The following is a 23001-nucleotide window of genomic DNA, read 5'->3' as shown; positions in this document are numbered from 1 at the left end:
TAAGGAAAAGTGATGAACTGTATTATAAAATCAGGTAAGATTCACAAATTAAAAGAAGTAATGACATGAGTAAAAAAAAGAATAATCATGTTTATAAAAAATAAATTGATGAGTTTAAACTTTATAAACGCACACAGAGCATCCTCAAAAGACTTCTCACGAAAAAGAAAGCTGCCCTTCGTTAATGTATTTCTCCTGATTTTTAGAAAGAGTGTAAAGTCATTACAAGTGATGCTTAATGAGTTTGTTCTGCATACAAGAAAAGATTATACAATTACGGCAAGTGCATTTACTCAAGCAAGAAAGAAGCTAAAACATACTGCGTTTTCAGAGTTAAATGATGATATAGTTTCCCTATACTACCAAGATCAGGAATTTAAAACCCACCATGGCTTCAGAGTACTTGCATTTGATGCTTCAATACTGATTCTGCCAAAGAGCGACAAAATAATAGGTGAGTTTAGCTCAAGAGCAGTATGGAATGGAATCCAGAGATTTGAAGACTATACAAGTGCAACCTTTGAAGTTTGCTACGATATGCTAAATAATATTGCAATAAAATCTGTGCTAAGTAGAGGTGACAGCTATGAGGTTGATTTAGCAATCGGTATGCTTGAATCCATAAAATCAGACGATTTGTTAATCTGTGATAGAGGATACGTATCTTATCGATTTCTTGCTGAGCTTACAGGAAGGAAAATCAATTATATAATTCGCTGTTCAAGTTCGTCTTTCAATGAAATAAACGCTATGTTTAAGCCGGAAAGCCCATCTAGTACGGTGGTAGTGTCTACCGCACCTATTAAAGTAGCAAGACAGCTACGAAAGCTAGGATTACCTGATGAGATGAAATTCAGGTTAGTCAAAATAATACTTTCTTCTGGCGAAGTTGAAGTGTTAGTAACATCTCTGTTAGATGAGAAACGTTTTACAGTTGAAGAGTTTGAGAGATTATATTACTTGCGCTGGGGAGTAGAAACATTTTTTTCTAGGCTGAAGGGAAGATTAAATTTAGAGAATTTCACAGGAAAAAGTATTGAAACTATCAAGCAGGATTTTTGGTCAACTATCTTCATCAGTAATCTAGAAAGTATCATGATAGAAGATGATGAAGAGACATTGAGCTCACAGAATAGTAAACTAAAAAAAAGCATCAATAAATCTGTCTCATTTAATGCGATTAAAAACTTAGCCTTTGATATTTTTTCTACAGAGTCAGACATAGACTGCATTATGGATCGACTATCACAGTTATTTTTGATGAACACTTTAGTGGTGAGAAAAGGGAGAAGAGTTGATCGTCATAAGATATCTGATATTCGTTCACTCAACTACCAGAAAAGAGCTAGAAAACATGTGTTTTAAATTCAAGATATCTTTTCAGTATCATTGCATTAGTACATTCTTTGCAAAATAACCTGCAATTATTACTTTTTTAAATAACTTGCACTTTTCAGACTCCCTTTTCTTAAAAATTCACCCTAGTATTTACCATAATTATCAATCACTTCAAATTTTTTGTCCAATCTTAACTTCTCTTTCCCTTAACTTAATGGCAGTGGGTCTGATCTTACCCCCTCCGTTAAATTAAGTTGGTCTATTATCTGATTCATGTAGTCGAAAACTAATTGTAACTTTATTCCATACTTAGTATTGCTTTCATAGCCACTGTAGCTAGTACCATAACCTTTATACATCTCTTCCATACTGTTAGGTAGAGTAATATAGCTACTGTCCAATAATTTAACACTATTAAATTGCTGTAAGATTTTGCAATCAACTTGCAAGATATTTTTAAAGAGAATCACAGATTCATTATACATCCTTTTCATAAATTCCACTGCTTCTTCAGTAAATCTAAAATCCAAACCTTGTTTTGTTATATCTATCGAGTCCTCGTTTAGTAATTGACACATTGTTTCTACGCTACAATTATCAACTCCTATATTACCCAAGACCATGGCTTTTACGAATGATGAACCTTTTAGCTTTCTCTTTCTTTTTATAAACCTTGTTGTAATTGAGATTTTCTCTGCTTTTTCATTAAAAAATTCTTTGAGCTTTTTTGATAAGCTAGTTATTTTATTCATTGGTTCTCTCACTAAAAGTATATCTGGGAGAACTTATACCTTATTATTCTATCTCTTTCATACCTTTATTTCCTTAACTTGACGCGTATGGTTTATTTAACACTCCCCAACATTCTATCGGGATGCCAGTGTCAGCTACTTGCATGACATCCTCTTGCTTCTATAGGTGTCTTTATCTCGTCTACTTTATTTTGCCACACAGATACAATGGTTTCACATGCACTTGGTAGGCTATCTATTTTGACAAAGAAGGACTACCAACACCTTCAGCGTTTGCATCACTTTAAACTTACTTGCTACTTTATCAATAGTCCAAACGAGTGGCGTAACAACGAGCGCAGCAGCCCAAATGACAGCACTAACAGCATAACTCAAAACTGTGTTAACAAATGTAGCTAATGCATTACTATGGTCCCACGCCTTTTTTGACAACATGGATGAATAATCTATCAATGATTCTGTATTATCTTTAAGATCACCAAATCTATCTGTTATTTTTGTTAACCCTTTCGCTGGCCAATATGATAAATATGCCAATGCCAGATATAAAGTTTGTAGAACTACATGAGTTAATGCCCAAACAGCAGTACAAATTATACCTAAACTTCCATTTTTCCTACCACCTAAACAAACTTGACTAGATTTAACACCAGAAACTGCATCCTTCACTGGCCCAATAACACTATTAATATAATGAACGGATTTATAGAAACTATTTTGTGGAACTTCGTTACCTCGGACGCTTTTGGTAGGAACAATTCCATATTTAGCATATCTATTAAAATTCTTAAATAAACTTGACATATTACCCCTCTAAAAATAAAAACATAATTATCTTACCAATATAGCTTGTTTTAGAATAAATGCAATCACTACCTAACTAAATTATCTGTTGCGCAAAAGCACATATTACCATACCATCGAAAATAAAGAGGTCAGCATGAGTTTTACTTTACCTGAGTTGCCATATGATAAAGCAGCTTTAGAACCTTATATATCTGCAAAGACATTGGATTTTCATTATGACAAGCACCATAAGGGATATTTAAATAAACTCAACGAACTGGTTGAAAACACAGATTATCAACATATGGAAATTGAGGAATTAGTAACGAAAGTTCATGGAAATAATAATACAGTTCCTATTTTTAACAATGCAGCACAAGTTTGGAATCACACTTTTTATTGGAATTCAATGAAAAAAAATGGTGGTGGTGAGCCTAAAGATGATGGTCTTCTAGCAAAAAAAATTCAAGATGATATTGGTGGCTTTGACAAATTTTGTGAAGAATTTTCAAATTATGGAGTAAGCCAATTTGGCAGTGGATGGGTGTGGTTAGTGCTTGAAAAAGGAAAACTCAAAATCACTAAAACTCCAAATGCGGATCTACCGCTAATTTATGGCCAGGTGCCACTACTTACTATGGATGTATGGGAGCATGCATACTATTTGGATTGCCAAAATCGCAGAATTGACTACATAAAAGTTTTTCTTGATCATTTGATCAATTGGGATTTTGTAGAAGAGAATTTAAAGAAGAATATATAAGATGAATATACCACAAGTAACAAAACTAGATAATGGTCTGCGCATAATAACTGAGCGAGTGTATGAAGTTGATTCCGTAGCTTTAAATATACGAGTTGGTGTTGGCAGTAGAGCTGAAAGTGCAAGTCAAAATGGAATATCTCATTTCCTAGAGCACATGGCTTTCAAAGGAACAAAGACAAGAACTGCTTTTGAAATTGCAAAAGCTTTTGACGACATAGGTGGAGCCTTCAATGCCTGCACCGGTAGAGAAAGCACCAGTTATTACGCAAAGGTTCTTAAAAAAGATATAAAAACTGGCATTTATATATTAATAGATATATTAATGAATTCTACATTTCCAGAGGATGAATTGGAACGCGAAAAGGGTGTTGTAATACAAGAGATTTTTCAAACTAATGATTCACCGAGCGATATCATTTTTGATAAGTATTTTGAAGCAGCTTATAAAGATCAACCATTTGGTAGGTCAATCTTGGGTACGCAAGATACTGTCAAATCTTTTACTCGAGCTAATCTAGATAACTACATAAATGAGCATTACTTTGGCGAGAACATTATATTTGCTGTTGCAGGAAATGTTGAACATGAGGAAGTTGTTCAATTAATCAAAGACTTTCTCTCAAAGATTCATTCAAGAGAGCTGAAAAAAAGCGAGAATGCAAGTTATACCGGTGGTGAGTATTTAGAACATCGTAAATTAGATCAAGTACATTTATTAATTGGTCTACCTAGTGTTTCTCGTGATGATAATAGATATCACACATTCAAAGTTCTTGATGCCATACTGGGAAGCGGAATGTCATCACGCCTATTCCAGGAAGTAAGAGAAAAGCAGGGGCTTGCTTACTCCATTTACTCATTTAACTCTAGTTATGCTGATACAGGAATGCTTTCGATTTTTGCTGGTACAGATAGCAGTAATCTAGATAAGCTTTTGAAAGCCATAACGACAGAGTTGAAGAAATTGTCCACAGACGATCTGAAGGAAGAAGAAGTAAATAGAGTAAAAGAGCGAGTAAAATCCCAAATTTTAATGTCACGCGAAAGTGTTAGCTCGCGTGCTGAAACGTTAGGACACTACTACGGTAACTATAATAAATACATCAGTAAAAATGAATTAATAGAAAAAATTAGTGCTGTTACTATTTACGATATAAAAAAAGCAGCAGAAGAATTGCTATCTCAGCATGAAAGAATTACTTTAGCTGCGATTGGAGAAATCAAGTCACTGCCAAGTTACGATAAAGTGGTTTCTATGCTTAGTGTACTTTAATTATGTTGCTTATGCTCACTAAAAAGTTCAATGAATGGTTGCAAAATCCTTTCTATAAAAAGTTTGCTCTCTGGTTCATCGCATATACCACTAATCATTTTATTGAAAGTTTTTTCGCTGTTTTGTAAAAATAAATAGCTTTCTACTGATTGCACAATAGACAAGGCAGTTAAAATTCCTCCTATCACTAAACAAGAAGCTATAGCAGGTACAGTACCCACTGCAATTCCAGTTGCGATTAATGATAAACCAGCTAAGAGTGTAAAGGCTGAAACGCAAAACGCTATTTGATGTTTTTCTTTATTTTTAACCATAAATGCCTCACAAAAATTATATTTCTAGTATATCCGTATATATAATGTACTGTCAAGTTTTTAAAGAAGATTAAAAAATGCAACGCACATGTGCAAAATATGAACTAGGTATATAATTCACAATGCAGCGGTATTTCACTAATCCAATTATTTTTTTCCTGATCTAGCCTATCATTCAATATTGCTTGTCTTATTGATTCCATCAACTTATTCATGAAGAAAACATTGTGAATGGTAACGAGTGTATAAGCCAGCAACTCTTTAGCTTTCAGTAGATGGTGTATATAAGCTCTTGAATGTTTTCTGCAGGTAAAACACAAACAGTCATTTTCAATTGGGTTATCATCTAGTTCGAATCGTTGATTTCGCAAATTAATATGCTCTTTGCACTTTGAAGAAATAGAATCTCTATTTTTTACTTTAACAAGCGCGCCACCATGTCTTGCGAGGCGAGTTGGATGCACGCAATCAAATGTATCAACTCCAAGCTCTACTCCACGAAAAATGTCTACAATTCCACCAATACCAAGCAAATGAGTAGGCCTATCTTTTTTTAAATGTTCCATAGTAAAGGAAACTACATCATACATCTGCTCTTTACTTTGACCAAGTGATCCACCTATTGCTTGACCAAAAAATGGCAAATCGTTGATAAAATCACAACTTTCTCTACGCAAATCTTGATACACTCCGCCTTGACTAATTCCATAAAGCACCTGTTTGCCATTATTATTTTTTTCAAATTCATTTAAAGAACGTTCAGCCCATCTATGGCTCATGAGCATCGATTTCCTTGTGTACTCCTTGCTGACGTGAAATGGAGTACATTCATCTAAAACTAAGATTAAATCTGCACCTAATTTTTGTTGAATTTGTATCGACTTTTCAGGAGTTAGACAATAAGTTTTACCATTTATGTAAGAACGAAAAATTGCCCCATCCTCGTTAATTTTGATCAGAGTTTTTTGTTTCTGTCTTACTCCCTTTATCTCTTCTGAAACTGATCCGTGTCCTAAACTAAATATCTGGTATCCACCAGAATCAGTGAGCATTGGCCCACTCCATCCCATCATCTTGTGCAAGCCACCAAGCTTTGCCACAGTAGCCTCTCCCGGTTGGAGCATTAGGTGATAGGTGTTGGAAAGTATTATCTGAGTACCTGCTTCTCTGATTCTCTCGATATCTGCAGCTTTAATAGCAGCTTTGGTTGCACAAAATATAAATGCTGGTGTTTCTATACTTCCATTTGGAGTTTTGATCGTTCCAACTCTTGCAGAACCTGATTGCTTGGTTATCCTAAACGAGAACTTTTCCATCTATTTACTTGAAAGTTCTGCTATGATATTTTCCACTTTTTCAGGAGTGAGGTTTTCATAAAAATCGTTATTGATCTGTACAACAGGGGCATTAACACATGCACCAAGACATTCAACTTCCTTTAAAGTAAATAGATTATCTTTAGTGGTTTCACCGATATTGATTCCAAGCTTCTTTTTAAAGGTACTTAAAACTTCCTCGCTATTGCATAACCAGCAAGGAGTTGTTCTACAAACTTGTATTAGATATTTACCTACTGGCTTTAAATTATACATGGTATAAAAATTTGCCACTTCATACACGCGAATATGTGGAATATGAAGCATGTCAGCAACGTAGCGCATGGCAGATTCAGGAACCCATCCGCATTGTTCTTGTACTAGATACAGTAAAGGCATAACAGCGCTTCCTTCTCTACCTTTAGGATACATCTCTATAGACTTTTTTGCTTTGCTAAGATTGTCTGGTGTAAAACTAAACTGCTCTTCTTTCTCTTTCATCTAATAAGGTTCATGTAAATCTCAACAAATTATACTTGAAGAGTTAACAATTGCAATTAGACTTCTTGCATAATCTAAGACCTACTGTAAACCAAGCTTAGTATAATCCAATTTGACGTACCTTATTATTTTTTTTACTTTGTAATTGATCTACATGAGAAACTTTTTCACCACTTTGTAATCTTTCTCCCTGGAAAATTCCTGCAGGCCTTTCAAAGTACCCACGTTCAATAGCATTGTAAACTGAGTAACCACCAAATAAGCAATTTTTTCCTATTTCTTCTCCACAATCTTTTAATTCTTTCAACCTCTCTTGATCTCTTACTTCTACCTTTATCCAGTTTTTATTTTGCTTATCAGGATATAACCTAACGTCTAACTCTCCCTTAGTGGTAGGGAAAGTCAACACTATATCACTATCGTCCGCAAGATTGGTGTAATTCCTTATACCATTCTTTGTTATAATTGCTACCTCACTTTTACCAATCTTTATTATATCTCTTTCATAGTCTATGTTTCCCTGAGCTCGCCTTAACTCACTAGCTTTTTCTGTGAGCCTTGCAACATTTATTGTGCTATCCTCAGAATATTCTGAATACAAAGTGGTGTTATCCATTTTTGCATTTCTTACCACACCATTAATAACTGCTCCTTTTATAACTTCCATAAAATCTAGAGTGCTATATATATACTCGTAATAAGCTTCTATCATATTCCCTTTGTGCTCTTTAAATTCAGATTCTAGTGTATCAATTACTTTCATATTATCCTTATTATATAACACTGCCCCTATTGATACCAACTTGCATACTATCCTGCTTGCAACTTCAGGATTCTTTCCTAACTCACCAATCCTTTCCATAACACAATCTGTAAAGTTACGCTTCTTATCTTGAGAAAATCGTCTGTTAAATCTTCCTCCTGAGAGAATAGCTTCGTTTACAACTCCTTCCAGTTCATCCATATTTTGAGCTTTAGAAACTTTATCTAAAAATTCTTTTAGCTTTATCTGTCGATTCGGCGGTAAATTACTCCATAAATCCCTAGAACAATACTCCTTCTCATCATAACTTGACCATTGTAAATTGATTGCATCTGCTTTCAAAAGTAATCTTTTTACTTCAAACTTAAGTTGGTTTTTTGCTCTTTCATCAGTACCTGAACGAGCAAAAGAATCAAGATTTTTAGCATGTTGATGCACCTGTAACTCTCCTTCATTACTTCGAAGATTCAAAACCATTCTTAGATCTTGATCATTCCCAAAATCATCTAAGAATTCTTGTAGATCTTCAACAACTGAATCACCTTCTGAGTTGTTTACTATATCCAACAACTTTCTTCTCAAGCCCCCCTGTCTCTTAGTTAAAACGTAACCTGAACCATCTTCGAACCAATCTTTTGTTTCCATTATAGAGCGTAACTTATCACTCAACTTATCTCGCTTATAAGTCACAAAGTACTTTTCAATATGTTCATGATGATTATCACGTGCAACTTGCAGAGGAGTTTTTCCTTGTTTATCACCTTGATCAGAAATAGCTCCTTTCTCTAAGAGTAAAACTACGCCTTCAGAACAACCAACACTAGCAACATGATGCAAAGGCGTTTTTTTTTCATTATCTTCTGCATTAAGGTCAGCTCCCTTTTCTAAGAGAGCAGCTATACTATAAGGTCCAGTAGCATAGTGTAATGGTGTCCTTCCTTTATCATTCTTGATATTAGGGTCAGCTCCTGCTTCTAAAAGCAAACTTACGGCACAATCATATTGTTTTTTTGCCCAAGCCATACTTGATATTATGTGCAATATCGTCAAACTAGACTCTCCCCTTTCACAATTAAGAACAGTTTTTAGATCTTGATTATCTTTATTATTTAATAAAAACTTTTGAAGTTGTCGGTAACTATCTCCTGCACTCAAAGATCTCATTGCACTAAAAATAGATAGCAATTCCTCATCTAACTCTTCTTGACTGTCTGTCAACTCAGTTGTAACAAGCCACGCACACATTAAATTATCAAACGAGCCTTTTGTAGCTTCAGCAATATCTACCAAATGACGCCTATCAGGAAACATGAATAAACTTTTAATCAATTCATATTCATAATCCTGTTGTAGCTCGTTTTCTATTCTACTTTCCTTATTAGAATCTTGCCCAGTAACTTCTGGCATATTTACTCCTCACTTTATAAAACCGAATGTAATTATAACAAATAAAGCTAATGCAAGCTAGCTTTCTACTACTTCTTGTATAGTTATATCACTAACACGTAGCGGGATTATAAACATTAAGAAATTAACTAGATGGAAAAAAGGCAAAAGAATCCCCTAGTAGTGAGTTTTATAATGTAAATTGGCGCCGTAATAATGTGCTAACGCTTATTTTAAGCAGATTTTGGCTGAATGTAGAAAAAATAAAAAAGCCGCTATAATTTTATGTAATTCGCCAATAAATACCCTGAATTTTGTCATTGAGCCTGCAGATCAAAAACAAGTTTTGAATCATAAATACCCTTGATGTCATGGTAAGGGTATTTGGGGGATTTGTAAAGGAATTTCTGTTGTCAACAAGCTGCTAAATTTATTATATGGTTTCAAAGGAAACATATTGTCTATGGGAAATCTGGGTTTATTAGCGTATTATCTTAGAGTACTTAAAAATTAATTTCTTAATTTTAGTTAAAATTTTATTGACGTTACATATAGAAATAATCATAATAGCGTTTTATTAAAATTTTAAATATAATTATGTCTATATTAAGTAGATTGTTTAGAGTTAATACAACTACACTGAAAGTTAAAGAAGCGATAGGTTTTAACCCAGTAAACGTAGGGTTGATTGAAGGAAATGGAGTTACTTATGGACTCAGCTATCAAGATAACGGCAATGGAAGCAGTAGAGTAAAATTACTTATTAGCCCATCATATCAATCAAAAACATACGAGTGTGATACAGGTATCAACGTAGCAAATGAATTCAAGGGCCAATTATCTCCCACACTAATAGAAGATTCAGCTGAAATAGATAAAGTTGGAGTTATCTTTCCTACAGAAGAAACTAACGAAGAAGGAAAAAAATACATAAAAAGTTTAATGTTTAACACTTATAAAATTCAACATTCAACTAATGTTCCCTTAGTTGAATACGTAGGAAAAGTAAAATTATATAAGAACATTGATATAAAGAATCTTGCAAATGAAGACAATAGTTACTTTTTACCAAAAGCAGTAAAAGTTGGTAATGGTAATGTCATTGTAATCGCTCATAACTTAAAGGATCAAGCTTTAGTTTCTTGGTATTTACAATCAGACACAAATGGAAAATTTAGGGCTTTACCTGGAGCAAAACACACCATAGAAAGAAAATTACTCAAATTTGATAATCTAGGACAATTAGTATTGGATGAAAATACGATGCTTTATTCGCAAGTGAGACCAAACGTTCCTGAAAATCAAGAAGTAAGAACAAATATCTTTAAATTCGATATGGCTAAATTAGTTCAGAATCTGAAAGATAGAAAGGGAGCTAATGACTTTTTGCTCAGCAATAAAAATGGTCAAATAAATATAACTTCATCTATTGCCTTTAATCCAGGTGAAATAAATTTTCTACAGTACGTAAAACGAACTGAAGGCGATGATCAGATTGCTTTTCTTGAAAATGATCAATCTTCTAACATGCAAAAGTTACATTTAGCAAGTCTTGTTAATAGTAGATCAAAATCGAACTTTTCTATTTTTGAATGTGAGGATTCTATAGAACAATTGTATGTTAAAGACAATGGCCAGGGGGGTTTTATCGTCACTGCGATAAGTGGAGAAAGTATCATAACTTTTAATAGAGAGAGCTCTGGAAAATCTTCTGAAGCAACGATAATACCGACAAGCAGTATCAAAGCTCTCAGTGATTTTGTTAATATCATTAACGGCCAATTGATGCCTAGTATTATTTCCAGCAGTACTGTGGCTCCTATAACTGTTACAGAGACGGTTGTGACTTCTAAGAAAACGATGACTGCTGCAATTACTAGCACAACAGAAACCGACACTGTAAAGACTACCAAATTAACAACAGAAGCATCAACTATCATTGTACCAACTTCCACAATGAGTAAATCTTCAACAGAGTCAACAACTCAGGCAAGTACAGTAACAGTGGAGTCAACAACAGAAGCATCAACTACCACTGCACCTACTTCTACAACGAGTAGGCCTTCAACAGAGTCAACAATTCAAACAAGTACAGTAACAGTGGGGCCAACAACAGTAGCAAAAACAACTACTACTCCACAAGCGACCACAGTTGCTACAACGTCAACTAGTGCACCGATAGTAACTTCAGAAACTGAGACAAGTACTGTAAAATCTACAGCAGCGACTGTTGAGTCAACTTTTACAGCAAGCAGTACTACGATGAGTAGGCCTTTAACAGAATTAACAACTAAAATAAGTACGGCATCAGAATCAACAACAGTAGCTGAAACTATTGCGACCTCACAAGCGACTATGATTACTACAATGCCAACTAATGTGCCAACAACAAACTCAGAGGCAACTATACAAACAGTGTCCACTATATCAAATACTGGAACAAAGGTAACAACTCCTTTGTTCACTACAACTTTACTTCCTCAAACTACTCTTTCAACACAGCCCACTCAGCTTGCTATAGAGTCTAATAGGGCAGGAATGATAGGTGGGTCTTTGGTTGGAGCGATAATAAGTATTGCTGGAATTGTAGGATTCATAGCATACAAATATGTTAAGGGTCGTAATGCTGCTCTTGTGTTAGAACTAACTAATTTCAATGATAGAAGGCAATCATCTTCAAGTGGCAATAGCGATGAAGAAATTTTTATCGCTAATAACAGAATGAGACATATATCTATGCGAACTATGGATCAATCTGAAACAGTGCTAAACAGTATATCGGTGGAGAGTAGTAGTCGGTCAAGAAGTAGCTCATCGTCTTCAAGCGGTGGACCAGGATCTTGACTGACTGAGCTAGAGTCTAAAAGTGAAAAAAGCTTATCTTGGGATAGCGATGATGTACCGGAATATCACCTTTAGCTATTTGTCTGAATGTTTTTAGTATGTAGACTGTTAGGAAATTTTCTTTTGCTTTTGTGATTTTAATGTTAAAGTATAATTTCTAGGTGAAATAAGTAGCTGCTGTTGTGTGATAAACACAGCAGAGGAAAGTCCGAGCTCCAAGAAAAGGTAGTGACGGGTAACGCCCGCCGGAGGTAACTCCAGTTATAGGGCTACAGAAAATTACCGCCTAAAATATTATTAGGCAAGGGTGAAAAGGTGTGGTAAGAGCGCACCATAACAATGGCAACATTGGTAGTCAAGTAACCAACACTAGGAGCAAGATTAAATAGAAGTAGATTTTATGTTTTTCTCATATCTACTCGGGTAAATCGCATGAAGTAAATGGTAACATTTACTCCAGATAAATAGCTACATAAACAGAACTCGGCTTATATTTCACCTAGGCAATGCATGAATGTCAGCCATACTATGTAAATGTATCAAACATTTCACATATCCTGTACGCTCAATTTGACCACCTATATTCCTTTTACTTCTTGGCTTATCTCTTTTTTTATTTCCTTTTGAACTTAACAAAGCTTTTCCTTTAACTCATCACCCTCTATCTCTACCCTCTATCTCTAAAACCTTATTTTCTTACCTATAACTTTTTAGCTTAGCTTCCAACTTTTCTATTTTTTGCTGCAAGTCTTTGTAAAGTTCTAAAAGACTAACCATGTTACCTCACTTTTACGATTGGTTTTTATCTTATTTCATCTACCTATTTTGTTGCTTCAATGAATGGGTGAATAAAGCATTTCATGCGCTGTCCTTCACTTGTTCTGCTTGATAGTCACTACTGCTTTCGCTTATATTAGCACTAGAGTATTCTTCATCGTCAACATACTCTTTTAGAACATATCCTCTACCCCAAACGGTTTCTATGTGGCTTATTCCATCATTTGCACTTTCAAGTTTTTTACGTAATTTACACATAAAAACATCAACTATTTTGTTGTCTGAAGGTTCGTCCAAGCCATTGTAAAGATGGTTTAAAAACATTTCTTTTGTCAACACTGCTCCTTTACGCAATGCCAGCAATTCTATCATGGAATACTCTTTGTTAGTAAGGTGAACTGTTTTGCCTTTTACCTCAACAATCCTGTGATCAAAATTGATATTCATATTACCAATCTTTATCACTGATTCGGGATGGCCTTTAGTACGTCGGACTATGGCCTTAATTCGAGCTAATAATTCGCTCTTGTGAAATGGCTTGGTTAAGTAATCGTCGGCACCATACCCAAGTCCTTTAGCTTTATGGTTGGCAGCGGAGATACACGAAAGTATTAAAACAGGAACTTTGATTTTTGCACTTCTTAATCTTAACAGTATATCATATCCATCAATATCACCAGGCAGGTGTATATCTAGAATAACTAGATCGTAACAGTCTCCACCCGAGGAAACCATATTATTGTTATAATCTTGTGCAGAAGTAACAACGTCGCAAAAATGTCCATCAGAAGTTAAGGCATTAACTACAGTCCTTGCACTTACTTGATCATCTTCAATTAATAATATACGCATATTTTACACCCCATAAATAATTTATAATTTTAGTAATATATATAACCAAGGAAAGTAACAAATCAAATTTTTATTAATGAATAATAGAAATTACACTTATTAATTAATAGTTAATGTGTCGTTCCAAAATTATACAAATAGATCTAAAATACAATAGATATACTATAATGATACTATTTTTAGTAAATATTGAATAGAAGCTATTTTTATTAAAAGAATACTTAGGTTAATAGATATTTAAACTATTTTATACTTTTATGTTATATTTTTAATTTACTTATTCTACAGTTTTAAATTATAAGTAATACTTTCAGGAATATTGAGTGGTAATATCAGTTTTAGGTGCTGGCGCATGGGGTACAGCAATTGCGATTTCATTAAGTAGTAAGAAAAATGTAATTTTGTGGACTCGCAATAAGGCCATATTTGAATCAATTAAAGAGAAAAGAGAAAGTGACAAGCTACCTGATTGTCCAATTTCTGATAATGTATCAGTAAAATTAGCTATTGAAGATGCAGTTAATGCTTCAGTAATAATTCTAGCTGTTCCCACTCAGTCTCTAAGGGAGATATGTCATCAATTGAATGATTGTAACCTAAAAAAAAATGTAGCAATAATTTTGGCTTGTAAGGGAATAGAAAAATCTACATTAAAATTACCTAGTGAAGTAGTCAATGAAGTTTTACCTAATAATCCTCTTGCTGTTTTTTCTGGTCCTAGCTTTGCTATAGAAGTTGCAAGAAAATTACCATATTCGATGGTTCTTGCATGTCAAAATGAAGTATTAGGTTTAAAATTAGTATCAGAGCTACAGCAAGAAAATATTAAATTGTACCTTAGTAGCGATGTTATAGGAATACAAGTTTGTGCAGCATTAAAGAATGTTTTTGCTATAGCATGTGGGGTTGTTCTAGGTAGGTTTGGGTTTAATGCTCATGCAGCATTAATTACGAAAAGTATGAGTGAAATTAAGGCTTTATACTCAGCAAAAGTTGGTGACGGCAATGTAGATATAAATACACTACTTGGACCAGCATGCTTAGGCGATTTGGTTGTGACATGCACATCATTAAATTCAAGAAATCTATCTTTTGGATCTAAAGTAGCTAATAGTAATGGTTCTAGTGCTCAGCAGATTTTATCAGAAGGTAAGTCGGTAATTGAAGGTTTTAACACTGCTAAGTCTGCATTTGATTTAGCAGAAAAGCTAAAGATAAAAATGCCCATATGTGAAGCGATCTATAGATTGCTATATGAAAATACTTCTATAGAAGATACTATTTCTGTTCTTGTAAATTAGTTTTATATTTCGGTATATTGTGAAATTTTTATATAAATTAATATCAACATGGTGGCTATCTGGCACGGTAAAACACATGCCAGGTACTATAGGCAGCTTGGCTGCTTACCCAATTGTTCCTATATTACTCAATGACAGAATTTTAGGTACAGCAATTATTTTTTTTTTATTCTTAGTTGGATTATGGTCTACAGGCAATTATATACAACATTACAAAGCTCCGCATGATCCAAAAGAGGTAGTAATTGATGAAGTAGTTGGTCAATTGCTGACAGTACTTCTAGTTTCAATATTATTAGAACAAGAAATGAATAGCTCTGTATTGTTGGTGTGCTTTTTCTCCTTTAGGTTTTTTGATATAATAAAAGTGTGGCCTATAAATTTGATTGATAAAAATACAAAAGGTCCTTTAGGTATTATGCTAGATGATGTTGTAGCTGCAATTTTAGCCTTTGTTTTTATAGGAGCCTTTTATTGTTTATTGTTGGTTTATGCAGAATAAAAAAATTTGTTATTCAAGCTTAATTATTCAGAACCTAAAGGATTATATACTTTATGCAACGAATTTGTCCAAGTGGGAAATACATGACGAATTTGATAATGTTATATTTACAGTAAATGGTACCAGAGAATCGTTATTTAATTTTGTGTTTTGTGAAGATCAATGTACTGAGCTTTCCATATGCAGAACTCTAGATTATCTCAAAGCACGAAATATAGAAGCAACATGGATAATAAGTCCACGTATAAAAATAGGGGGTATTTTAGAAAAATGCGAAATAAAACACGTTAGCACACCAAAAAAAGTTTTACTCAATATAAAAGATTATTTTTTGCCTGATGATGCTGTTCCAAATTTGAAGTTCAATGTTGTAAATAGTAGTGAGCTCTTAGAGCAATTAGATTTACACACTTCTAAAATTTTTTATCACAGAATTAGTATTGTTAGCACATTTTTTCGCCAATTATCGAATTATGATGATAAGAGCTCAAGGTTAAGATTTTTTCTTGTAATGCTAAATAACGAAATTGTTGGAACATGCGGTCTTTATATTCAAGACAGCATAGCTGGTTTTTATAGCGATGGAGTTTTACCAATTTACAGGGGTCGTGGAATAGGAACTCAAATGGTTCTAGAAAGAATAAAGATAGCTAGGCAATTTGAATGCAAATACATAGTAGCACATTGCATGAAACCTTCTGTAAACCTTTATAAGAGATTAGGCTTTAGGGTATTGGGCAATCTTCACTTATATACCTCTTCAGTACAATCTCTTTGCTGAGAGGTTATAAATTTTTATATTTGTTTTAGAATACTATGTTTTTTTTGTATGAAATAGTTTTACTACTAATTCTAGTATTCTTCTTTTTCTCATATTCTAAATTAAAAATTAGTAATAAAATTAAGGACTTACAACATCAAAATGTTATCATAAATAATTTAATAGATACTGTAAATGATGGATTTTATATTTGGGACGCAAAAAAACGTATAGAAAAATTTTCTCCCAATTTACTAATTTTGCTTAATACTGTTTTTTATTCATTTAATGAGTTTGTAAATTTTTTTGAGCAATCAGAAAGCTTAATTAAAAGTTTTGCTGAGGCAAAGGAAATAAATAAATCTTTTACTCTAGATTTAAAGTCAAAAGACAGTGAGGTTTATTGCACATGTTATGGTAAAAGCATAATAGATTATTCTAATAATGTGATTGGTGTGTTGTTGTGGATAAGAAATATCTCCGATTATAAGATAAAAGCTAATGAACTTGAGTTAGAAAATAGTAAGCTTATGCGAGAATTGGAGAACTATAAAAAAATTTTTGACTCTTTACCATTTCCAATACTGAAGCACAATAAGAATAAAAAAGTAAGGTTTTATAACTTATTTTATGATAAATATATAGGCAGCTCTAAAAAATTTACTGTTGCGAGTGGCTCCTATAACGTAAAACCAGGAGAGTGTGTAATAACTTACAAGAACGAACCTAAGGTTTTTAATTTTGTTGAAGTTCCAGTGCAAAATTCTAATAGCATAGTAATGTATGGAAAAGATATTAGTGATGAAAAAAAATTACATACTGAGCTAAGCAATTGTTTAGCTGCACAAGAAAGTTTGCTTGAGAAGCTATCGATTGCTGTAGCGATATATAGTAAGAATCAAAAGCTAAAATTTTATAATAATGCTTTTATAAAAACTTTTCAGTTTGATCCAAAATTTTTGGAGTCTTATCCAACTTATCACGAGATTATGCTTCACCTATTTGAATCTAAAAAGCTTTTAGGAAAAGAGGATTTTCAAACTATTAATAATCAAAGACATGAGTTGTTTAAAAGATTACTGGAATCATATGGTGAAACAATACATTTCATGAACGGAAGAACGTTTAGAGTATTAACAATACCCTATGCTTCAGAGGGTCTACTATTTTCTTACGAAGAGTGCCAGAAATAACACTCAAATTCCTTCTCTCTCTACCATAAGCTGTTTTACTTTCGCTATCGCTTTTGCTGGGTTAAGACCTTTCGGGCAGGTTTTTGTACAATTCATTATTGTATGACAACGATACAACTTAAATGGGTCATTTAAAGAAGCAAGTCTTTCTTCTTTCTTATTATCACGACTGTCAGCAATCCATCTATAAGCTTGCAGTAATATCGCTGGCCCTAAAAATTTATCACCATTCCACCAATAGCTTGGGCAACCAGTCGAACAGCAAGCACATAGTATACAATCAGACAGACCATCCAATTTTTTTCTATCTTCAGGAGATTGAAAGTATTCTTTATTTTGTAAGGCAGATTTATCTGTTTGTAACCAAGGTTTAATCGATTTGTATTGCTCATAAAATTGGCTTAGATCTGGAACTAGATCCTTTACTATATACATATGAGGTAGTGGATATATTTTTACTTCACCTTTTATATCATGTATAGATTTAGTGCATGCAAGAGTGTTGGTACCATCAATATTCATTGCACAAGATCCGCATATTCCTTCTCTGCAAGAGCGTCTAAAAGTTAAGGTTGAATCTATTTCATCCTTTATTTTTATTAATACATCAAGTACCATAGGGCCACAATTATCCATATCGATAAAAAATGTGTCTATTCTTGGATTTTTATCATCATCAGCAGACCAACGATAAATTTGAAATCTTCTAATATTTTTTGCTCCAGTAGGAGTAGGATAAATCTTGCCCTTTTTATTAACTTTAGAATTTTTTGGTAAAGAAAACTGAACCATATTGCTTACCTTTTACAGCTAAAACCCCTTTTTTGTAAATAACATATTTTGGTATTATCTACCATACTTTTCCTTTTCAAATTCAAGCAAAGCTAAAATCTTGCTCTCTAAACTTTTCATTATAATTTCTTCATCTTCTTTTTGATGATCATAGCCAAGTAAATGCAGCAATCCATGAACTAACATGTGTGCAGTGTGAGTGAGGATAGATATACAGTACTCATGAGACTCTCTTTCTATTGTATCTACTGCAATTGCTATGTCTCCTAGATCACATTCACTAGATAACTGTTCGCATGGAAATGATAGTACATTAGTTGGCTTATCTATTTCTCTAAACTTAAGATTAAGTTGATGTAGCAAGTTATCATCAGCGAGAGCTATTGATATATTTGGTTTATAATGATCTATTTTTAATTCTTTTAGAGAAGCATTAATAATATTTAATACAAAACTCTGTGGGTCCTTCGTAATACTATGCCACCTCTTATCAAGAATATTTACTTCTAACATGAATAAAGCACCAGAAAGGACATTATCCCATCACTTGACATTGGAACCCAAAAAAGAAGAATTATAGACCATCGTATCATACACACAACTATACGAATATTGTACACTAGAAGTATGTCATCCCAGTGCCCCGACACTGGGATCCAGGAATTCTGATTAGACATTAGGTGAGTGAATATAAAAGCTATATTAAAACACAACATTTTTAATGTGGTTGCATTACAGCTGGATTCCAGTGTCAAGCACTGCTTTGTGTTTGATGAAAAATCGGCTACTTCAAAACAAACACTCATACAGCTGTATGTTGTGTGCTGAGGTAATATTGTTTGGCAACAGGTATTATACATCACTCATCCTTATTATTTCATTCCACTCAGTCTCTAAAACCGGAGAAACTGATAAACGTGATTGTTTTAATATAACCATATTTTTCAAAAGTGGGTTTTGTTTTATACTGTTTAACGTCACTTGGTTACTTAAAGGTTTCAAAAGTTTTACATTCACTAGTCCAAATTTGGAATTATAAACATGATAATACTCCTTTAATACTTCAACTATTCCAAGTATAACTCTCTCTTTACCTGTATGATAAAAAAATGCAAGATCGCCTAATTTCATAGCTCTCATGTAATTTTGAGCTTGATAATTGCATACACCATTCCACTGCGTCACCTGCTCCTTTCCCATTTTTTGCCACGAGTATTCACTTGGCTCTGACTTGAGTAGCCAAAATTGCATTATTTTTTTCTTCTTAAATAAGCTGGTATATCATAAACATTGCTACCCCACTTAACTCTTTCATTTGTTTGCTCAGTTGAAGCATATTCTTTTGTTTCTGATATTGGAATTTGATTATAAGGCCATTTAAAATTTTTTTCCTCTGCTGGGATCTTGTTTTGATTAACAGATGAATTGTTGTTACAGCTATCAATGCCAGTTGCAAGAACAGAAACTCTAACTCTTCCCTCCATCGCCTGATCAAAAGTGGCACCAAATATTATATTTGCATTTTCATCCACTTCTTCACGCACTCTATTTGCTGCAGAATCAACTTCAAATAGAGTCATATCTCCACCACCAGTAATATTAATCAATATTCCTTGCGCACCTTTCATTGATACATTATCAAGCAATGGATTAGATATCGCAGCTTCTGCAGCACTAATTGCCCTATCTTCTCCTTCTGCCTCTCCAGTACCAATCATTGCTTTACCCATCTCACTCATTACTGTTTCTATATCAGCAAAATCAAGATTAATCAGTCCTGGCATGATCATCAAATCAGTTACTCCTCTTATGCCAATATGCAGAACATTATCGGCGAGTTGAAATGCGTCAGCAAATGTAGTTTTCTCGTTAGCAATTCTAAATAAATTTTGATTGGGAATGACAATAAGTGTATCTACGTATTTTTGCAACTCTTCAAGTCCAAGCTCTGCAATGCGCATACGTCGCACACCTTCAAAACCGAACGGCTTAGTTACAACTCCAACAGTCAGTATCTTTTTTTCTTTTGCTCCTTTATCTTTAACTACCGCTCTTGCTTCTCTGGCTGCTTTTGCAATTACCGGTGCAGCACCTGTTCCAGTACCACCACCCATCCCTGCTGTGATAAAGAGCATATGGCTATCTTTTATATGCTCCATAATTTCATCAATTGATTCTTCTGCTGCACCTTTACCAACATCAGGTAAAGCACCAGCACCAAGGCCCTTAGTTAAGTTAATACCAAGTTGAATTTTTTTATCACATAATGACTTCTCTAACGCTTGAGCATCGGTATTTGCTACAACAAAATTTACTCCTTGTAAATTGGATTGAATCATGTTGTTCACAGCATTTCCACCAGCACCACCCACTCCCACAACGGTAATCCTTGGGTGCAATATGGGTAATTCTGGTAAACTAAGGTCGATTGACATTTAAATTTTACTCAAATATTAGTGAATTCACTTGATAACAAGTTACTGCTTTTTTAACAATATGCAAACATTTTTCATTTTGACATACGCAAACAGTAAACAAGATTTACTTATTCTTAACATTATTAATCAGTAGATGTAATAATTATAGACTTTCAAATAACACTGCTTAAGATGCAAAAAAAAATTGTGAAAAAGGGATAGAAGCCTCACTGCCATTAAGTTAAGGGAAAGAGAAGTTAAGATTGGACAAAAAATTTGAAGTGATTGATAATTATGGTAAATACTAGGGTGAATTTTTAAGAAAAGGGAGTCTGAAAAGTGCAAGTTATTTAAAAAAGTAATAATTGCAGGTTATTTTGCAAAGAATGTACTAATGCAATGATACTGAAAAGATATCTTGAATTTAAAACACATGTTTTCTAGCTCTTTTCTGGTAGTTGAGTGAACGAATATCAGATATCTTATGACGATCAACTCTTCTCCCTTTTCTCACCACTAAAGTGTTCATCAAAAATAACTGTGATAGTCGATCCATAATGCAGTCTATGTCTGACTCTGTAGAAAAAATATCAAAGGCTAAGTTTTTAATCGCATTAAATGAGACAGATTTATTGATGCTTTTTTTTAGTTTACTATTCTGTGAGCTCAATGTCTCTTCATCATCTTCTATCATGATACTTTCTAGATTACTGATGAAGATAGTTGACCAAAAATCCTGCTTGATAGTTTCAATACTTTTTCCTGTGAAATTCTCTAAATTTAATCTTCCCTTCAGCCTAGAAAAAAATGTTTCTACTCCCCAGCGCAAGTAATATAATCTCTCAAACTCTTCAACTGTAAAACGTTTCTCATCTAACAGAGATGTTACTAACACTTCAACTTCGCCAGAAGAAAGTATTATTTTGACTAACCTGAATTTCATCTCATCAGGTAATCCTAGCTTTCGTAGCTGTCTTGCTACTTTAATAGGTGCGGTAGACACTACCACCGTACTAGATGGGCTTTCCGGCTTAAACATAGCGTTTATTTCATTGAAAGACGAACTTGAACAGCGAATTATATAATTGATTTTCCTTCCTGTAAGCTCAGCAAGAAATCGATAAGATACGTATCCTCTATCACAGATTAACAAATCGTCTGATTTTATGGATTCAAGCATACCGATTGCTAAATCAACCTCATAGCTGTCACCTCTACTTAGCACAGATTTTATTGCAATATTATTTAGCACATCGTAACAAACTTCAAAGGTTGCACTTGTATAGTCTTCAAATCTCTGGATTCCATTCCATACTGCTCTTGAGCTAAACTCACCTATTATTTTGTCGCTCTTTGGCAGAATCAGTATTGAAGCATCAAATGCAAGTACTCTGAAGCCATGGTGGGTTTTAAATTCCTGATCTTGGTAGTATAGGGAAACTATATCATCATTTAACTCTGAAAACGCAGTATGTTTTAGCTTCTTTCTTGCTTGAGTAAATGCACTTGCCGTAATTGTATAATCTTTTCTTGTATGCAGAACAAACTCATTAAGCATCACTTGTAATGACTTTACACTCTTTCTAAAAATCAGGAGAAATACATTAACGAAGGGCAGCTTTCTTTTTCGTGAGAAGTCTTTTGAGGATGCTCTGTGTGCGTTTATAAAGTTTAAACTCATCAATTTATTTTTTATAAACATGATTATTCTTTTTTTTACTCATGTCATTACTTCTTTTAATTTGTGAATCTTACCTGATTTTATAATACAGTTCATCACTTTTCCTTAACTTAATGGCAGTGGGTCTGATCTTACCCCCTCCGTTAAATTAAGTTGGTCTATTATCTGATTCATGTAGTCGAAAACTAATTGTAACTTTATTCCATACTTAGTATTGCTTTCATAGCCACTGTAGCTAGTACCATAACCTTTATACATCTCTTCCATACTGTTAGGTAGAGTAATATAGCTACTGTCCAATAATTTAACACTATTAAATTGCTGTAAGATTTTGCAATCAACTTGCAAGATATTTTTAAAGAGAATCACAGATTCATTATACATCCTTTTCATAAATTCCACTGCTTCTTCAGTAAATCTAAAATCCAAACCTTGTTTTGTTATATCTATCGAGTCCTCGTTTAGTAATTGACACATTGTTTCTACGCTACAATTATCAACTCCTATATTACCCAAGACCATGGCTTTTACGAATGATGAACCTTTTAGCTTTCTCTTTCTTTTTATAAACCTTGTTGTAATTGAGATTTTCTCTGCTTTTTCATTAAAAAATTCTTTGAGCTTTTTTGATAAGCTAGTTATTTTATTCATTGGTTCTCTCACTAAAAGTATATCTGGGAGAACTTA

Annotated in this window: 20 protein-coding genes, 1 other RNA gene and 2 pseudogenes; 9 read left to right on the top strand and 14 right to left on the bottom strand. The window is 33.6% G+C overall.

From position 1 onward, the window contains the following. Window positions 1-87: 87 nt before the first annotated feature. Window positions 88-1365: an IS4 family transposase gene (locus ABWU45_RS01110; RefSeq protein ID WP_353277926.1), complete on the top strand. Its 1278-nt coding sequence runs from the start codon at window positions 88-90 to the stop codon at window positions 1363-1365. 197 nt (window positions 1366-1562) lie between these two features. Here ABWU45_RS01110 and ABWU45_RS01105 read toward each other — a convergent pair. Together ABWU45_RS01105 and ABWU45_RS01100 are read right to left on the bottom strand one after the other, a co-directional pair. Then, window positions 1563-2102, bottom strand: a pseudogene (locus ABWU45_RS01105) (IS4 family transposase); the annotation flags it as partial. Between the two features lie 219 nt (window positions 2103-2321). Then, entirely contained in the window at window positions 2322-2894 is a 573-nt protein-coding gene (locus ABWU45_RS01100) for a hypothetical protein (protein ID WP_353278675.1), read from the bottom strand. Between the two features lie 136 nt (window positions 2895-3030). Here ABWU45_RS01100 and ABWU45_RS01095 point away from each other — a divergent pair, with 136 nt between their 5' ends. Both ABWU45_RS01095 and ABWU45_RS01090 read left to right on the top strand, forming a co-directional pair. After that, window positions 3031-3639, top strand: coding sequence for a superoxide dismutase (locus ABWU45_RS01095; protein ID WP_353278674.1), 609 nt, complete (start codon window positions 3031-3033; stop codon window positions 3637-3639). A 1-nt stretch (window position 3640) separates the two neighbouring features. After that, window positions 3641-4915 carry a M16 family metallopeptidase gene (locus ABWU45_RS01090; protein ID WP_353278673.1) on the top strand — a complete coding sequence of 425 codons (1275 nt, stop codon included), beginning with the start codon at window positions 3641-3643 and terminating at the stop codon, window positions 4913-4915. Here ABWU45_RS01090 and ABWU45_RS01085 read toward each other — a convergent pair. The 4 genes from ABWU45_RS01085 to ABWU45_RS01070 form a co-directional block, all read right to left on the bottom strand. Continuing rightward, a complete protein-coding gene (locus ABWU45_RS01085) occupies window positions 4912-5229 on the bottom strand; it encodes a hypothetical protein (protein WP_010402415.1) in 318 nt (105 codons plus the stop codon). The two genes, ABWU45_RS01090 and ABWU45_RS01085, sit on opposite strands and share 4 nt — an antisense overlap. 104 nt (window positions 5230-5333) lie before the next feature. Next, on the bottom strand, window positions 5334-6545 hold the full coding sequence (tgt, locus tag ABWU45_RS01080; RefSeq protein WP_353278671.1) for a tRNA guanosine(34) transglycosylase Tgt: 1212 nt from the start codon (window positions 6543-6545) through the stop codon (window positions 5334-5336). Continuing rightward, window positions 6546-7046, bottom strand: coding sequence for an NADH-quinone oxidoreductase subunit NuoE (nuoE, locus tag ABWU45_RS01075; protein ID WP_010402402.1), 501 nt, complete (start codon window positions 7044-7046; stop codon window positions 6546-6548). Window positions 7047-7143: 97 nt separating this feature from the next. Next, window positions 7144-9216 carry an ankyrin repeat domain-containing protein gene (locus ABWU45_RS01070; RefSeq protein WP_341810955.1) on the bottom strand — a complete coding sequence of 691 codons (2073 nt, stop codon included), beginning with the start codon at window positions 9214-9216 and terminating at the stop codon, window positions 7144-7146. A gap of 576 nt (window positions 9217-9792) precedes the next feature. Between ABWU45_RS01070 and ABWU45_RS01065 the strand changes: the two genes are divergently transcribed. Together ABWU45_RS01065 and rnpB are read left to right on the top strand one after the other, a co-directional pair. Then, a complete protein-coding gene (locus ABWU45_RS01065) occupies window positions 9793-12039 on the top strand; it encodes a hypothetical protein (RefSeq protein WP_353278669.1) in 2247 nt (748 codons plus the stop codon). A 157-nt stretch (window positions 12040-12196) separates the two neighbouring features. Continuing rightward, window positions 12197-12546, top strand: an RNA gene (gene rnpB, locus ABWU45_RS01060) — RNase P RNA component class A. Here the strand turns inward: rnpB and ABWU45_RS01055 are convergent. Together ABWU45_RS01055 and ABWU45_RS01050 are read right to left on the bottom strand one after the other, a co-directional pair. Further along, on the bottom strand, window positions 12535-12675 hold the full coding sequence (locus tag ABWU45_RS01055; protein WP_353278668.1) for a hypothetical protein: 141 nt from the start codon (window positions 12673-12675) through the stop codon (window positions 12535-12537). The two genes, rnpB and ABWU45_RS01055, sit on opposite strands and share 12 nt — an antisense overlap. A gap of 222 nt (window positions 12676-12897) precedes the next feature. Beyond that, window positions 12898-13668 (bottom strand): response regulator transcription factor, encoded by a 771-nt coding sequence (locus tag ABWU45_RS01050; protein ID WP_264682989.1) that lies wholly within the window; start codon window positions 13666-13668, stop codon window positions 12898-12900. A 323-nt stretch (window positions 13669-13991) separates the two neighbouring features. Between ABWU45_RS01050 and ABWU45_RS01045 the strand changes: the two genes are divergently transcribed. From ABWU45_RS01045 to ABWU45_RS01030, 4 genes are read left to right on the top strand one after another with little or no spacing between them, the layout of a single operon-like run. After that, window positions 13992-14969: an NAD(P)H-dependent glycerol-3-phosphate dehydrogenase gene (locus ABWU45_RS01045; RefSeq protein ID WP_064085646.1), complete on the top strand. Its 978-nt coding sequence runs from the start codon at window positions 13992-13994 to the stop codon at window positions 14967-14969. A 19-nt stretch (window positions 14970-14988) separates the two neighbouring features. Beyond that, a complete protein-coding gene (locus ABWU45_RS01040) occupies window positions 14989-15471 on the top strand; it encodes a phosphatidylglycerophosphatase A (protein WP_029237689.1) in 483 nt (160 codons plus the stop codon). Continuing rightward, entirely contained in the window at window positions 15461-16252 is a 792-nt protein-coding gene (locus tag ABWU45_RS01035; protein ID WP_064085647.1) for a GNAT family N-acetyltransferase, read from the top strand. Before ABWU45_RS01040 ends, ABWU45_RS01035 begins: the two co-directional genes overlap by 11 nt. A gap of 35 nt (window positions 16253-16287) precedes the next feature. Next, a complete protein-coding gene (locus ABWU45_RS01030) occupies window positions 16288-17424 on the top strand; it encodes a hypothetical protein (RefSeq protein WP_265042071.1) in 1137 nt (378 codons plus the stop codon). Window positions 17425-17427: 3 nt separating this feature from the next. On the opposite strand, the gene ABWU45_RS01025 is transcribed toward ABWU45_RS01030, so the two are convergent. The 6 genes and pseudogenes from ABWU45_RS01025 to ABWU45_RS00995 all read right to left on the bottom strand — a co-directional run. Beyond that, complete coding sequence (locus ABWU45_RS01025) at window positions 17428-18216, bottom strand: succinate dehydrogenase iron-sulfur subunit (RefSeq protein ID WP_007302009.1); 789 nt, start codon at window positions 18214-18216, stop codon at window positions 17428-17430. A gap of 54 nt (window positions 18217-18270) precedes the next feature. Then, a complete protein-coding gene (gene ybeY / locus ABWU45_RS01020; protein WP_015587883.1) occupies window positions 18271-18729 on the bottom strand; it encodes an rRNA maturation RNase YbeY in 459 nt (152 codons plus the stop codon). A 339-nt stretch (window positions 18730-19068) separates the two neighbouring features. Continuing rightward, window positions 19069-19467, bottom strand: coding sequence for an EVE domain-containing protein (locus ABWU45_RS01010; RefSeq protein WP_264330442.1), 399 nt, complete (start codon window positions 19465-19467; stop codon window positions 19069-19071). Beyond that, on the bottom strand, window positions 19467-20651 hold the full coding sequence (gene ftsZ / locus ABWU45_RS01005) for a cell division protein FtsZ (protein WP_353278666.1): 1185 nt from the start codon (window positions 20649-20651) through the stop codon (window positions 19467-19469). Before ftsZ ends, ABWU45_RS01010 begins: the two co-directional genes overlap by 1 nt. A gap of 406 nt (window positions 20652-21057) precedes the next feature. Beyond that, window positions 21058-22335, bottom strand: coding sequence for an IS4 family transposase (locus ABWU45_RS01000; protein ID WP_353277994.1), 1278 nt, complete (start codon window positions 22333-22335; stop codon window positions 21058-21060). A gap of 102 nt (window positions 22336-22437) precedes the next feature. Next, a pseudogene (locus ABWU45_RS00995) lies at window positions 22438-22977 on the bottom strand (IS4 family transposase); the annotation flags it as partial. Between the last annotated feature and the right edge of the window lie 24 nt (window positions 22978-23001).

The organism is Wolbachia endosymbiont (group B) of Longitarsus flavicornis, from assembly GCF_964028135.1.
Lineage (GTDB): Bacteria > Pseudomonadota > Alphaproteobacteria > Rickettsiales > Anaplasmataceae > Wolbachia.
The sequence above is the reverse complement of the archived record's forward strand: the minus strand, read 5'-3'. Positions and strand labels throughout refer to the sequence as shown.

Coding starts and splice junctions, on each gene's coding strand:
- ABWU45_RS01085 (WP_010402415.1), bottom strand. CDS start 5,229: ATGGTTAAAAATAAAGAAAAACATCAAATAGCGTTTTGCGTTTCAGCC.
- ABWU45_RS01090 (WP_353278673.1), top strand. CDS start 3,641: ATGAATATACCACAAGTAACAAAACTAGATAATGGTCTGCGCATAATA.
- ABWU45_RS01030 (WP_265042071.1), top strand. CDS start 16,288: ATGTTTTTTTTGTATGAAATAGTTTTACTACTAATTCTAGTATTCTTC.
- ABWU45_RS01000 (WP_353277994.1), bottom strand. CDS start 22,335: ATGTTTATAAAAAATAAATTGATGAGTTTAAACTTTATAAACGCACAC.
- ftsZ (WP_353278666.1), bottom strand. CDS start 20,651: ATGTCAATCGACCTTAGTTTACCAGAATTACCCATATTGCACCCAAGG.
- ABWU45_RS01050 (WP_264682989.1), bottom strand. CDS start 13,668: ATGCGTATATTATTAATTGAAGATGATCAAGTAAGTGCAAGGACTGTA.
- ABWU45_RS01110 (WP_353277926.1), top strand. CDS start 88: ATGTTTATAAAAAATAAATTGATGAGTTTAAACTTTATAAACGCACAC.
- tgt (WP_353278671.1), bottom strand. CDS start 6,545: ATGGAAAAGTTCTCGTTTAGGATAACCAAGCAATCAGGTTCTGCAAGA.
- ABWU45_RS01025 (WP_007302009.1), bottom strand. CDS start 18,216: ATGGTTCAGTTTTCTTTACCAAAAAATTCTAAAGTTAATAAAAAGGGC.
- ybeY (WP_015587883.1), bottom strand. CDS start 18,729: ATGTTAGAAGTAAATATTCTTGATAAGAGGTGGCATAGTATTACGAAG.
- nuoE (WP_010402402.1), bottom strand. CDS start 7,046: ATGAAAGAGAAAGAAGAGCAGTTTAGTTTTACACCAGACAATCTTAGC.
- ABWU45_RS01010 (WP_264330442.1), bottom strand. CDS start 19,467: ATGCAATTTTGGCTACTCAAGTCAGAGCCAAGTGAATACTCGTGGCAA.
- ABWU45_RS01065 (WP_353278669.1), top strand. CDS start 9,793: ATGTCTATATTAAGTAGATTGTTTAGAGTTAATACAACTACACTGAAA.
- ABWU45_RS01100 (WP_353278675.1), bottom strand. CDS start 2,894: ATGTCAAGTTTATTTAAGAATTTTAATAGATATGCTAAATATGGAATT.
- ABWU45_RS01070 (WP_341810955.1), bottom strand. CDS start 9,216: ATGCCAGAAGTTACTGGGCAAGATTCTAATAAGGAAAGTAGAATAGAA.
- ABWU45_RS01035 (WP_064085647.1), top strand. CDS start 15,461: ATGCAGAATAAAAAAATTTGTTATTCAAGCTTAATTATTCAGAACCTA.
- ABWU45_RS01095 (WP_353278674.1), top strand. CDS start 3,031: ATGAGTTTTACTTTACCTGAGTTGCCATATGATAAAGCAGCTTTAGAA.